Consider the following 12,899-nt stretch of genomic DNA (forward strand, 5'->3'; position numbering starts at 1 on the left):
TCTATCCTGCTTATTAAGCAGCCTTTACGGGCATTATATATCTAAATTTTTCACATTAAGGGCATTTTCTTCAATGAATTGACGACGAGGCTCCACGCGATCACCCATAAGAATTTCAAACGTTTCATCTGCTTCAATAGCATCCTTCAAACTCACTTGAAGCAACGTTCTTGTCTCTGGATTCATCGTTGTTTCCCACAGCTGTTCCGGATTCATTTCTCCAAGACCTTTATAACGTTGAATTCCTGGTTTTGTATTCTCCGGTAATCCGGCAAGAATTTCTTCTAATTGATGCTCCTTGTAGGCATAGTCTATCTTTTTCCCAACCGTCACTTTATATAAAGGTGGCTGGGCAATATAGACATAACCAGCTTCAATCAGTTGTCTCATATAGCGGAAGAAGAATGTAAGCAACAATGTACGAATGTGCGCGCCATCTACATCGGCATCTGTCATGATGACTAATTTGTGGTAACGAGCTTTCGAAATATCGAATTCTTCCCCAATTCCAGTGCCTAAAGCCGTAATAATGGTGCGAATCTCATTATTGGATAAAATTTTATCTAATCGTGCTTTTTCTACGTTAATAATCTTTCCTCGCAACGGTAAAATCGCTTGGAAATGACGATCGCGCCCTTGTTTCGCTGATCCACCTGCCGAGTCACCCTCTACGACATAAATTTCGCTAATTTCTGGGTCACGTGAAGAACAATCTGCCAGTTTTCCTGGAAGACTTGAAACTTCCAACGCACTCTTTCGGCGAGTTAACTCTCTCGCTTTTTTCGCCGCCATTCGCGCACGCGCGGCCATTTGTCCTTTATCAACGATTTTGCGAGCAACAGCTGGATTTTCTAATAAGAAGGACTCAAAACGAGCAGAAAAAACAGAATCCGTGACAGTTCTCGCTTCAGAATTGCCTAGTTTCGTTTTCGTTTGTCCCTCAAATTGAGGATCTGGATGTTTTACAGATACAATCGCTGTTAATCCTTCACGCACGTCTTCTCCAGACAAATTTTGATCGGCTTCTTTAAGCAAACCATGTTTACGAGCATAATCATTAATGACACGAGTTAATGCTGTTTTAAACCCAGACTCATGTGTTCCGCCTTCATGGGTATTAATATTATTGGCAAAAGAATAAATATTGCTAGTAAATCCTTCGTTATACTGCAAAGAGATTTCTACAGATATGCCTTCTTTTGTCCCTTCCATGTAAATCGGTTCGCTATGGATAACTTCTTTCGTGCGGTTTAAATGTTCAACATACGATTTAATTCCGCCTTCATAATGGTACTCATTTATTTTTCCTTCTTCGCGCTTATCCTCAATGATGATCTTAATGCCACGATTTAAAAAAGCTAATTCGCGAAGACGATTCGCTAACGTATCATACTCATAGACTAATGTTTCCGTAAAAATCTCCGGGTCTGGACGGAATTGAATGGTTGTTCCTGTACGATCTGTTTCCCCAACTACTTTCAGATCTGCTTCAGGGACTCCGCGTCGATAAGATTGATAATAGATTTGACCATTGAGATGAACGTATACCTCTAGTTGAGTCGATAGCGCGTTAACGACAGACGCTCCCACTCCGTGAAGACCTCCCGATACTTTATAGCCACCGCCGCCAAACTTCCCACCGGCGTGAAGTACGGTTAAAATGACTTCTACAGCTGGACGACCCATTTTTTCGTGAATACCAACTGGAATCCCACGACCATTATCTTTGACCGTAATACTGTTATCTTCTTCGATGATTACCTGAATTTCATCACAATAGCCTGCTAATGCTTCATCAATACTATTATCTACAATCTCCCATACAAGATGGTGTAAACCTCTTCCACTTGTTGAGCCAATATACATCCCTGGCCGTTTTCGAACTGCTTCAAGACCTTCTAAAACTTGTATTTGATTTTCATCATAGGAAGGCTGGTTCGTTGTATTTTGTTGTTCCATAGTCAAATTCATTCACCTGCTCTTTCTCCAAAAGCCTCCTGTAAAACTGTTTATCTTCCAGGCTTTTGCAAATAATTATCGAATATCCGCTTTTTTAATGTGTTTGATGAAAACGATGAAAGATATAATTGGTTGTCTGTAACAACAATTGATTTAAAATTCCCGCTTTTTAATAGCGTATCATCATAAATAATACCGATTGTTTGTTTAGAAGTTACATCGACCGTCTGCTGATCTACGATGGCAATAATATTGTCTATTTGAAGGATGATGTCATCTCCAATGTGAACATACATGGCTAAATCCTCACTTTATTTGTGTCATCGTACCAGCTTCAACTGTAAAGGTGGACGCTTCTTGCAAAGTTTGGTGATTGATTCCTTCTGTGCTTGTTGTCGTAACGAATGTTTGAACCTTCCCTTGGATCGTATTTAGTAAATGAGACTGTCTGTAATCGTCAAGCTCTGACAATACATCATCCAATAAAAGAATGGGGTACTCCTTGATTTCAGAATGAATCAATTCAATCTCCGCTAATTTCACAGATAGTGCTGTCGTTCTTTGCTGTCCTTGAGAACCAAATGTTTGTACATTCTTTTCATTCACATGAAATATGAGATCATCTCGATGTGGTCCACTAAGAGTAACACCTCGTTCGATTTCTTTTTGTCTTTGCGAATGATATTTTTCTTCAAATACACTTACCATTTTTGACCAATCATTCTCTTCTGATACCCCAACAGACGGCTCATATATAATATTTAACTTTTCTACTCCTCGCGAAATACCAGAATGAATGGCACTTGCCCAATCTTGAAGTAAGTGAATAAAGTCAAAACGCTTTCTCACAATTTTGACAGCTAGATCAATTAATTGCTCCGTTAGTACGTCCAGCATCGTATAATCAGTTGTTTTTTTGATTTGTAATTGTTTTAAATAATGATTTCGCTGTTGTAGCACTTTATGGTATTGACTAATATCATGAAGATACACTGGCGATACTTGTCCAATTTCCATATCTATAAAACGCCTTCTCACTTGAGGATTCCCTTTCACAAGATGAAGATCCTCTGGCGCAAACATGACAACGTTCATATTCCCAATATACTGACTAAGGCGTTGCTGCTCTAAATGATTGCATTTCGCCTTCTTACCCTTTTTAGAAATAATTAACTCTAACGGGACAGAATTTCGAGATTTTTCTACTCTACCTTTTATTTTAGCATAATCCGCTTCCCAGCGAATTAAATCTTTATCATTGGAGGTTCGATGAGATTTTGCCATAGCAAGCACATAAATAGATTCCATTACATTTGTCTTTCCTTGAGCATTTTCCCCAAGAAACACATTTACTTTATTTTCAAATTCCACATCTAAGTGCAAATAATTCCTATAATTTTCTAAGTACAGTTCTTTAATGTGCATGAGCAAAACACCCTTTTGTTTTATGAATCCGCTATAACAAAAACACCAAATCCAGGTATTTCTATTTTATCGCCTACCCGTAATTTTCTACCTCTACGTTGATCTATTTCACCATTCACATACACTTCATGCTCACTCAAAAACCACTTGGCCATTCCACCCGTTTGAATCACCTCAGCCAGTTTCAAAAACTGTCCAAGAACAATATATTCCGTTTCAATTACTATCCTATTTTCCATTTTCTCTCACTGCCTTCGATTGAATTCTCTAATACTTTATTTTACTAAACTTTTCACATTAACACAAAGATAGAAAAGCGGAAGGCGCTGTTTAGCCCTTCACGAAAAAAAGAAGGCTGCCCAGCTCAAGGAACAGCCTCTTTTCCATTGTTTATATGTTTAAAGAAATTAATACGTTCTAACAGGCAAGATTAATTGTAGCGTCGAGTCATCATGTTGTGGACGAATGACAAAAGGTCTCATTGCACCTGCGAATTGAATATTAATTTCCGTTCCTTCAAGTGCTTTTAGAGCATCCATCATATATTTAGCGCTGAAAGAGATTTTTAGTTCTTCTCCTTCTACTGCCTGACTCTTAACTTGCTCCGTCACTTTACCGATCTCAGGAGAGTTCGAGGAAACTTCAATCATTTCGTCTCCAATCATCGATAGCTTCACGACATTGTTCCGACCTTCTCTTGCTAATAACGAAGCTCGATCAATGGCCTGTAAAAATTCTTTCGTGTTTAATTCTAACCTTGTTTTACTATCTGTAGGAATTAAGCGGCTTGTGTCAGGATAATTCCCCTCTAAAAGTCTTGAGAAAAATAATAAATGTTTTGCACGGAACAACACTTGATTCTCAGTAATGACGATTTCCACCGCTTCTTGGCTATCATCTAAAATCTTACTTAGCTCACTTAGGCTCTTCCCTGGAATGACCACATTGTATTCCGCATCCGATGCTGTTTCCACAGCCGCTTGTCTTAATGCTAATCGGTGACTATCTGTTGCAATACAGCTTAGCATTCCCTCTTCAACTCGCCAGTTGACACCTGTCAAGATGGGGCGTGTTTCTGAGGTGGACACTGCAAATACTGTTTGTCTTACCATTGCTTTTAATAAGTCAGTAGGTAATTTGAACACTTCTTCTTCTTCAATTTGTGGCAAGTGAGGATATTCTTCTGGGTCTAAACCATTTAAATTGAATTCAGCTTGACCAGAACGAATGACCGTTTGAAAAGATGAAAGAACTTCGATTTCAATGGTATCTGACGGTAGCTTCTTAACAATTTCATTAAAAAAACGAGCATTTAATACAACAGATCCTGTTTGTTGAATATCAGCAAGAAGAATTTCCTCTTCCTCTTTTGGAATAAAAGATTCAATCGAAATATCAGAATCGCTACCTGTTAGTTTAATACCTTCTGTACCTGCATCTATTTTTATCCCTGTTAAAATCGGAATGGTTGTTCGTGAACTGATCGCTTTCAAAACATCTTGAACGCTTTGAGCAAACCGATCTTTTTGAATTGAAAATTTCATTTTTCTTCCTCCATTTTTTTAAGAATAATCATTTCCCTTGCTGCATATATTAATTATTTTATATTAAAAAATAATAGTAGTACTAGTAGGGGGTGTGAATATGTGGATAAGTCTACAGAACGAAAGTAAATACAGTCTATCCACATGTGGACAGACTGTTCGTAAAGTAAGCTAAGTTATTCACATTATTAAGATTTCAAAAGGTTTTGGATTTCTTTCACATTGTGTTGTAGTTGGCTATCGGTTTCTAATAATCTTGAAATTTTTTCATGAGCATGGATTACCGTCGTGTGATCACGCCCTCCGAATTCCTCACCAATCTTCGGCAATGAAAAATCAGTTAGCTCTCTAGATAAATACATGGCAATTTGTCTAGGAAAAGCAACAGATTTGGTGCGTTTCTTTGCCTTGAAATCTTCAAGTTTCACATTGTATTGTTCTCCAACGACCTTTTGAATGTTTTGAATCGTGATCGTCTTTGGTTTAGAACTTGGAATAATATCTTTTAACGCTTCTGCTGCAAGATCAGCATTCACGTCTTTATTGATCAATGAAGAGTAGGCTACGACTCGAATAAGTGCTCCCTCAAGCTCACGAATATTCGTATCTATTTGATTAGCAATATAAAGCATGACTTCATTTGGGATATCTAGATTATCTGCTTTCGCTTTTTTGCGTAAAATAGCGATTCGAGTCTCTAGATCTGGAGGGGTAATGTCAGTGATTAATCCCCATTCAAATCGAGATCGAAGACGGTCCTCTAGCGTTGGAATTTCTTTAGGAGGACGATCGCTAGAAATAATAATTTGCTTACTTTCTTCATGCAAAGTGTTGAAAGTATGGAAGAATTCCTCCTGCGTTTGTTCTTTACCAGCAAGAAATTGAATATCATCAATTAAAAGAACATCGACATTACGGTACCGATTGCGAAAATCAACGGCCTTATTGTCTCGAATCGAGTTAATAAACTCATTTGTGAATTTTTCAGATGACAAATAAACAACTTTTGCTTCTGGGTTATGCTCAAGTACATAATGGCCGATTGCATGCATCAAATGGGTTTTGCCTAGTCCGACTCCCCCATAAATGAAGAGTGGATTGTAAGCTTTTGCTGGTGCTTCAGCAACCGCTAAAGAGGCGGCGTGGGCAAATCGGTTTCCTGAACCAATTACGAACGTATCGAATGTATATTTGGGATTCAGCATGCTTTGTGGAAATTCATGTGCATCTTCTTTTTTATTTTGTCGCTTTTTAGCTTTAGACACATCAAATTCTTCCGACTGCTGATTTTCTGGAATAATGAATCGCACGGCTAACTGTTCCCCAGTAATTTCTCCAATTACCCCGGAAATCAACTGCGAATAATGACCTTCTAGCCAATCGCGGGCGAAGTCATTTGGAGCAGTAATGGTAATTGAATCTCCTTGTAATGAATAGGCTTTTGTTGATTTTAGCCAAGTGTCAAAGCTAGGCTTGCTAATCTTTTTCTCTATACTTTGTAAAACTTTGTTCCAAAGATCGTCGATGTTTTCCATTGTCCCCCTCCTTCTGCTGGATTGTACAACCTTTGTTTAAGTACCTTAAGTGTGAATTCATATTTATGCAACCCTTTGGTTGTGGGTAAATATATAATAAAGAAAGAAATAGTTTTTCGACAGAGTTCACAGGTTGTGGATAATCTTTTACATAGGTCGTGAATATCTTTTCCACAAACTATTCACACATTGTGGATAACTATAAAACAATAATAACTCATTCAGAGTGAAAACAAAATAATAATAGCAGATAATTAAAGCAGTTGCAACGAGTTTCGAAATTTATCCACAGTTATATCCAGTTGTGAAAAAAAGTTTTCCACAGGGGTGTATTTGTGAAAAAGCTGTATGTAAGGGGTGTGGATAATGGAAAGGCATGTTGAAAACTATCCACAGCTATACAAAGCATACAAAAGATAGGCGAAAAGAAAAATTTTTTGAAGATATGTTGAGTATGGATCCTGTATGGTAGAAGATGAAGAAATCTCTCACTGATTGAAGTTTCACTTTACTAGGACTGAAAAATTTAGATAAGAGGTTGACAGAATAAAACTTCGTCTTTATAATCAAAAAGACTGTCTTAAACGATTAAATTTTACCGATCCTTTAGGGAGGTGTTTTATAATGAAAAGAACTTACCAACCAAATAAGCGTAAAAGAAGTAAAGTTCACGGTTTCCGTAACCGCATGAGTTCTAAAAACGGCCGTCGTGTGCTAGCTCGTCGTCGTGCTAAAGGAAGAAAAGTATTATCTGCATAGGCCACTGAAAAATCTCAGTGGTCTTTTTTTCTAATAAATCAATTCACTTAATATATGTTTGAGCGGGTGGCGAGACTGATGAAAAAGACATTTCGGATTAAGAAGAACAATGAATTTCAATCCGTATTTAATGGCGGGAAGTCATTTGCCAATCGACAATTTGTTGTATATATGTATAAATCCGATCAAAAGGTTCCTTTTCGGATTGGATTATCTGTAAGTAAAAAGATCGGTAATGCGGTCACACGCAATCGAATTAAACGCTATATTAGACAGAGCTTTACAGAATTAAAAGAACAAATTCAACCGGGCTTTGATTATGTCGTTATTGCTAGAAAGCCAGCAGCTGACATGACTTGTCCTGAAGTCAAACAAAGTATGATCCACGTGTTAAAAAGAGCTAAAGCATTAAAGATGAATCATCATAAACCTAAAAATGAAGAATCGTAAAGAAAGTTGACAGGGGGAATAATAGTTTGAAACGGAAGATTTTCACCCTAGCCTTCTTAGTGGCAACTATGATGTTGTTATCTGGTTGTACAGAAGTAAATAAAGAAATTACACCAGAAAGTGAAGGCTTCTGGAATGAATTTGTCGTTTATCCGCTTTCTCAAGTCATCGTAAAGACAGCAGAGGCGGTAAACAGTTTTGGATGGGCGATTGTCATTGTTACGATCATTATTCGCTTGGTGATTTTACCATTAATGATTAAACAGACGAAAAACACCAAAGCTATGCAAGAACTTCAACCAGAGATGCAAAAGATTAAAGAGAAATATAAATCAAAAGATGCAGTGTCTCAGCAGAAAATGCAACAGGAAACGATGGCGCTGTTTCAAAAGCATGGTGTCAATCCGCTTGCTGGGTGTTTTCCATTGCTTGTTCAAATGCCAATCATTTTCGGTTTCTACCAAGCGATTATGAGAACAGAAGCGATTAAACATGATAGTTTCCTATGGTTCAATCTTGGTGCTCCAGATCCGTTGTTTATCCTTCCACTTCTTGCAGGAGCAACGACATTCCTTCAGCAGAAGTTAATGATGGCCGGAATGACGAACCAAAATCCACAAATGGCGATGATGCTTTGGCTCATGCCGATTATGATTATCGTCTTTGCTGTCAATTTACCAGCGGCTTTATCCCTATACTGGGTAGTAGGTAACATCTTTATGATTATTCAAACGTTAATTATCAATAAACCTGGTAAAAGCACATCCACTTCAGTTAATAAATAAAGAATGGTGTGTAGTTAAAGGGAATATTGATAATTGTGGAAAAAATGAAAGAGGTACCCTGATGTGTAATCATTGGGATACCTCTTTTTTTGTAGTAATAAAAATGGTCTATTTATCCAATTTTTAATTAAAAGATGAAAAACATAAAAAAATACAAACATACCCAAATGTGCAGCTCGCATATTTTATTGTTATCCACACGTGAATAAGTTAAAATGGTAACGGTTAAAAAGAAGGTTGTGGATAAATAACCTTCTTTTTAAAATGGTTTTCCTATGTTATTCTAATGATTTCAAGATAAAAGTTTACGGTTTATATAGATGAACATATAAGAAAGAGGTGAAGAACATGGAATTTGATACGATAGCGGCTATTTCCACTCCGATGGGTGAAGGTGCGATTGCGATTGTACGTTTGAGCGGAGAGGAAGCAATAGCTATTGCCGATCAAGTGTTTAAAAGTCCAAGTGGAAAATGTTTAAAGGAAGTCGATAGCCATACGATTCATTATGGACATTTAATCGACCCTAAAACAGGCCAGGTCGTTGAAGAAGTGATGTTATCTTTAATGAAAGGCCCGAAAACATTTACGCGTGAAGATGTGGTAGAGATTAATTGTCACGGTGGTTTAGTGTCGGTCAATCGCGTGCTGCAGCTGGTTCTCAATCAAGGAGCACGTCTAGCAGAGCCTGGAGAATTTACAAAACGGGCTTTTTTAAATGGGCGAATTGATTTATCACAGGCGGAAGCGGTGATGGACTTAATTCGAGCGAAAACGGATCGAGCGATGAATGTGGCTTTGAATCAAATGGAAGGACGCCTTTCTAAGCTGATACGCAAGCTTCGTCAAGAGATTCTAGAAATTCTCGCCCATGTAGAGGTGAATATTGATTATCCGGAATATGATGATGTCGAGGAAATGACGCATCGCGTATTACTTGAAAAATCAACACATGTAAAAAGTGAAATTGATAAATTGCTACGTACATCTGAACAAGGGAAAATTTTGCGTGAAGGATTGTCTACGGTCATTATCGGACGTCCGAATGTCGGGAAGTCATCACTGCTAAATGCGCTTGTGCATGAAAATAAAGCGATTGTCACCGATATTCCAGGCACGACTCGAGATGTCATTGAAGAGTACGTGAATGTTCGTGGGGTACCTCTTCGACTAGTCGATACAGCAGGGATTCGCGAAACGGAAGATATCGTTGAACGAATTGGAGTCGAGCGTTCTCGTCAAGTCTTAAAAGAAGCAGACTTGATTTTACTCGTGTTAAATTACTCTGATCTGTTAACAATGGAAGATGAGAATTTGTTTGAAGCAGTATCCGGTATGGATGTTATTGTCATCGTCAACAAAACGGACTTAGAACAAAAAATTGACATGGACCGAGTAAGAGAGTTAGCGCGTGAGAAGCAGCTTGTAACAACGTCTTTATTAGAAGAACAAGGAATTGATGAATTAGAAGAAGCCATCTCCTCCCTGTTCTTTTCAGGCTCGATTGAATCAAGCGACATGACTTATGTATCTAATTCTCGTCATATTGCTTTATTACATCAGGCGCTTACAGCGATTACTGATGCAATTGAAAATACAGAAATGGGTACACCGATTGATATTGTTCAAATCGATTTAACGAGAACGTGGGAATTGTTAGGCGAAATTATTGGTGAAAGCGTTCATGAAAGCTTAATTGATCAGTTATTCTCACAATTTTGCTTAGGAAAATAAATAAAGGAGGAAACAGTTATGGCACAATATGAAGCCGGCCAATATGACGTGATCGTTGTTGGAGCGGGTCACGCTGGAGTCGAAGCAGGTTTGGCTGCTGCTCGCATGGGCGCGAAAACATTAATGGTCACGATCAACCTTGATATGATTGCTTATATGCCATGTAATCCATCCATTGGTGGACCAGCAAAAGGAATCGTCGTTCGTGAAATTGATGCATTAGGCGGAGAGATGGGGAAAAATATTGATAAAACCCATATTCAAATGCGAATGCTGAATACGGCAAAAGGACCAGCTGTACGTGCATTAAGAGCACAAGCGGATAAAATCCTGTACCAACAAGAAATGAAAAAAACGATCGAAAATGAAGAGAATTTAACATTAATTCAAGGCATGGTTGAACGTCTGATTGTGGAAGATGGAGAATGTCGTGGAGTTGTGACGCAAACAGGTGCGATGTATTATTCAAAAGCTGTAATCATTACAACAGGTACATTTTTACGCGGAGAAATCATCATCGGCGATTTAAAATATTCTAGTGGACCGAATAATCAGCAACCATCGATTCAATTATCGGATCATTTAAAAGAGCTTGGATTTGATCTTGTTCGCTTTAAAACAGGAACACCACCGCGCGTTAATAGCCGAACAATTGATTATAGTAAAACAGAAATTCAACCTGGTGATGATGAGCCGAGGGCATTTAGTTATGAAACAACCAAGTTCATTACGGATCAGCTCCCATGCTGGTTAACTTACACGAATGAGGAAACACATGCGATTATTGGTGAAAATCTTCATCGTTCCCCGATGTTTTCCGGAATGATTAAAGGAAGAGGACCACGTTATTGTCCATCGATTGAAGATAAAGTCGTTCGTTTTAACGATAAACCACGTCATCAAATTTTCCTCGAACCAGAAGGCCGAAATACAGAGGAAGTTTATGTTCAAGGGCTTTCTTCAAGTTTGCCGGAAGATGTGCAATATCGCATGTTAAAAACCATTCCAGGTTTAGAAAAAGCACAATTAATGCGTGCGGGCTATGCGATTGAATACGATGCGATGGTTCCAACGCAACTTTGGCCGACATTAGAAACGAAAAAAATGAAAAACCTTTATACAGCTGGTCAAATTAACGGGACATCTGGTTATGAAGAAGCAGCTGGTCAAGGTTTAATGGCCGGAATTAATGCGGCATGCCGCGTGCTTGAGAAGGAAGAAGTGATTTTAAGCCGTTCGGATGCTTATATCGGTGTTTTAATTGACGATTTAATTACGAAGGGAACAAATGAGCCGTATCGTTTGCTGACATCACGTGCAGAATATCGTCTCCTTCTTCGTCACGATAATGCGGATCTTCGTTTAACAGAAATTGGCCATCAAATTGGTCTGATTTCACAGGATCGTTATGAGCGTTTCACGAAGAAGAAAGCGGATATTGCCGGGGAAATAGAGCGGTTGAAATCGATTATTATTAAACCAAATGAAACTACACAAGCATTAATTCGCGAAGCTGGCGGAAGTGAATTAAAGGATGGTATTCGTGCCTCTGATTTACTGAAGCGCCCAGAAATGACTTATGGACATATTAAGCAGCTTGTTCCTGCTGATGCGGAAATAGATGCAGAAATAGAAGAACAAGTAGAAATTCAAATTAAATATGAAGGCTACATTGAAAAATCACTTCAGCAAGTAGATAAATTGAAGAAAATGGAAAACAAGAAAATTCCTGAAGATATTGATTACGAAGCGATTAGTGGATTAGCGACAGAAGCTCGCCAAAAATTAATTGAAGTTCGACCGCTATCAATTGCTCAAGCTTCCCGGATCTCAGGAGTCAATCCAGCCGATATTTCGATTCTTCTTGTATATATTGAACAAGGCCGGATTGCTCGTATAGGAAGTTAACTTTAGTGAAGGGATGAATGAAGCATGAACAAGGAACAATTCCTAAAGCTACTTGAGGAGAAGGGCGTTCACTTTTCTCCTTCCCAGCTTGAACAATTTGACTTATATTATGAGCTGCTCGTTGAATGGAATGAAAAAATGAATTTAACGGCGATCACAGAAAAAGAAGAAGTGTATTTAAAACATTTTTATGATTCGTTATCCGCCGCTTTTTACTATGATTTTTCTGGTGAATTAACGGTTTGTGATGTGGGAGCAGGAGCGGGATTTCCGAGCATTCCATTAAAGATTGCATTTCCAAACTTACGTGTAACGATTGTTGATTCTTTAAACAAACGAATTACATTTTTGAATCATTTAGCGAATGAATTAAAATTAGAAAATGTTCATTTTTTCCATGATCGTGCTGAAACATTTGGTCGGCTTTCAGAACACCGTGAGCAATATGACATTGTTATGGCGCGAGCAGTAGCAAGAATGTCTGTATTAAGTGAATTATGCTTGCCGCTTGTGAAAAAAGACGGTGTTTTTCTGGCGATGAAAGCAGCGAGTGCGGAAGAAGAATTACAAAATGGAAAGAAAGCGATTACTACTCTTGGCGGTAAGGTACAAGAAACGCATTCATTTACGCTGCCAATGGAGGAAAGTGACCGCACAATTATGGTGATCAAAAAAACAAAAGAAACACCAAAAAAATATCCGCGAAAACCAGGTACACCAAACAAATCACCGATCGAGTAAAGTTGTCCACATGTGGACAACTTTACTCGACATAAGCATGGTGTAAAATGAAGAAGGAA

The 12,899-nt window shown here is 38.2% G+C and carries 12 protein-coding genes; 6 read left to right on the forward strand and 6 right to left on the reverse strand.

The annotated features are described in order from the left end of the window. Positions 1-33: 33 nt before the first annotated feature. The 6 genes from gyrB to dnaA all read right to left on the reverse strand — a co-directional run bounded on the left by gyrB (position 34) and on the right by dnaA (position 6,463). Positions 34-1,959, reverse strand: coding sequence for a DNA topoisomerase (ATP-hydrolyzing) subunit B (gene gyrB, locus CEF22_RS00420; RefSeq protein WP_100401283.1), 1,926 nt, complete (start codon positions 1,957-1,959; stop codon positions 34-36). A gap of 50 nt (positions 1,960-2,009) precedes the next feature. After that, on the reverse strand, positions 2,010-2,255 hold the full coding sequence (remB, locus tag CEF22_RS00425) for an extracellular matrix regulator RemB (protein ID WP_094834661.1): 246 nt from the start codon (positions 2,253-2,255) through the stop codon (positions 2,010-2,012). A gap of 10 nt (positions 2,256-2,265) precedes the next feature. Then, the gene (recF, locus tag CEF22_RS00430) at positions 2,266-3,384 is read right to left on the reverse strand and encodes a DNA replication/repair protein RecF (RefSeq protein WP_094834662.1); all 1,119 of its coding nucleotides are present in this window, start codon (positions 3,382-3,384) and stop codon (positions 2,266-2,268) included. 20 nt (positions 3,385-3,404) lie between these two features. Then, positions 3,405-3,623 carry a S4 domain-containing protein YaaA gene (gene yaaA / locus CEF22_RS00435; RefSeq protein ID WP_094834663.1) on the reverse strand — a complete coding sequence of 73 codons (219 nt, stop codon included), beginning with the start codon at positions 3,621-3,623 and terminating at the stop codon, positions 3,405-3,407. 168 nt (positions 3,624-3,791) lie between these two features. After that, the gene (dnaN, locus tag CEF22_RS00440; protein ID WP_100401284.1) at positions 3,792-4,928 is read right to left on the reverse strand and encodes a DNA polymerase III subunit beta; all 1,137 of its coding nucleotides are present in this window, start codon (positions 4,926-4,928) and stop codon (positions 3,792-3,794) included. Between the two features lie 188 nt (positions 4,929-5,116). Further along, positions 5,117-6,463, reverse strand: a complete 1,347-nt coding sequence (dnaA, locus tag CEF22_RS00445) for a chromosomal replication initiator protein DnaA (RefSeq protein WP_100401285.1) — start codon at positions 6,461-6,463, stop codon at positions 5,117-5,119. Between the two features lie 624 nt (positions 6,464-7,087). Between dnaA and rpmH the strand changes: the two genes are divergently transcribed. The 6 genes from rpmH to rsmG all read left to right on the forward strand — a co-directional run bounded on the left by rpmH (position 7,088) and on the right by rsmG (position 12,840). Next, positions 7,088-7,222: a 50S ribosomal protein L34 gene (gene rpmH / locus CEF22_RS00450; protein WP_100401286.1), complete on the forward strand. Its 135-nt coding sequence runs from the start codon at positions 7,088-7,090 to the stop codon at positions 7,220-7,222. A 78-nt stretch (positions 7,223-7,300) separates the two neighbouring features. Continuing rightward, positions 7,301-7,672 (forward strand): ribonuclease P protein component, encoded by a 372-nt coding sequence (gene rnpA / locus CEF22_RS00455; protein ID WP_100401287.1) that lies wholly within the window; start codon positions 7,301-7,303, stop codon positions 7,670-7,672. Between the two features lie 26 nt (positions 7,673-7,698). Further along, positions 7,699-8,457 carry a YidC family membrane integrase SpoIIIJ gene (gene spoIIIJ / locus CEF22_RS00460; protein ID WP_100401288.1) on the forward strand — a complete coding sequence of 253 codons (759 nt, stop codon included), beginning with the start codon at positions 7,699-7,701 and terminating at the stop codon, positions 8,455-8,457. A 348-nt stretch (positions 8,458-8,805) separates the two neighbouring features. Then, entirely contained in the window at positions 8,806-10,191 is a 1,386-nt protein-coding gene (gene mnmE / locus CEF22_RS00465; protein WP_100401289.1) for a tRNA uridine-5-carboxymethylaminomethyl(34) synthesis GTPase MnmE, read from the forward strand. 18 nt (positions 10,192-10,209) lie between these two features. Further along, positions 10,210-12,099, forward strand: coding sequence for a tRNA uridine-5-carboxymethylaminomethyl(34) synthesis enzyme MnmG (gene mnmG, locus CEF22_RS00470; protein WP_100401290.1), 1,890 nt, complete (start codon positions 10,210-10,212; stop codon positions 12,097-12,099). A gap of 24 nt (positions 12,100-12,123) precedes the next feature. After that, complete coding sequence (gene rsmG, locus CEF22_RS00475; RefSeq protein WP_100401291.1) at positions 12,124-12,840, forward strand: 16S rRNA (guanine(527)-N(7))-methyltransferase RsmG; 717 nt, start codon at positions 12,124-12,126, stop codon at positions 12,838-12,840. Positions 12,841-12,899 lie beyond the last annotated feature (59 nt).

The organism is Bacillus sp. FJAT-42315, from assembly GCF_002797375.1.
Lineage (GTDB): Bacteria > Bacillota > Bacilli > Bacillales > Domibacillaceae > Bacillus_CE.

Excerpts from the sequence above, each read along its gene's own strand:
- gyrB (WP_100401283.1), bottom strand. The coding sequence starts at position 1,959 with ATGGAACAACAAAATACAACGAACCAGCCTTCCTATGATGAAAATCAA.
- remB (WP_094834661.1), bottom strand. The coding sequence starts at position 2,255 with ATGTATGTTCACATTGGAGATGACATCATCCTTCAAATAGACAATATT.
- recF (WP_094834662.1), bottom strand. The coding sequence starts at position 3,384 with ATGCACATTAAAGAACTGTACTTAGAAAATTATAGGAATTATTTGCAC.
- yaaA (WP_094834663.1), bottom strand. The coding sequence starts at position 3,623 with ATGGAAAATAGGATAGTAATTGAAACGGAATATATTGTTCTTGGACAG.
- dnaN (WP_100401284.1), bottom strand. The coding sequence starts at position 4,928 with ATGAAATTTTCAATTCAAAAAGATCGGTTTGCTCAAAGCGTTCAAGAT.
- dnaA (WP_100401285.1), bottom strand. The coding sequence starts at position 6,463 with ATGGAAAACATCGACGATCTTTGGAACAAAGTTTTACAAAGTATAGAG.
- rpmH (WP_100401286.1), top strand. The coding sequence starts at position 7,088 with ATGAAAAGAACTTACCAACCAAATAAGCGTAAAAGAAGTAAAGTTCAC.
- rnpA (WP_100401287.1), top strand. The coding sequence starts at position 7,301 with ATGAAAAAGACATTTCGGATTAAGAAGAACAATGAATTTCAATCCGTA.
- mnmE (WP_100401289.1), top strand. The coding sequence starts at position 8,806 with ATGGAATTTGATACGATAGCGGCTATTTCCACTCCGATGGGTGAAGGT.
- mnmG (WP_100401290.1), top strand. The coding sequence starts at position 10,210 with ATGGCACAATATGAAGCCGGCCAATATGACGTGATCGTTGTTGGAGCG.
- rsmG (WP_100401291.1), top strand. The coding sequence starts at position 12,124 with ATGAACAAGGAACAATTCCTAAAGCTACTTGAGGAGAAGGGCGTTCAC.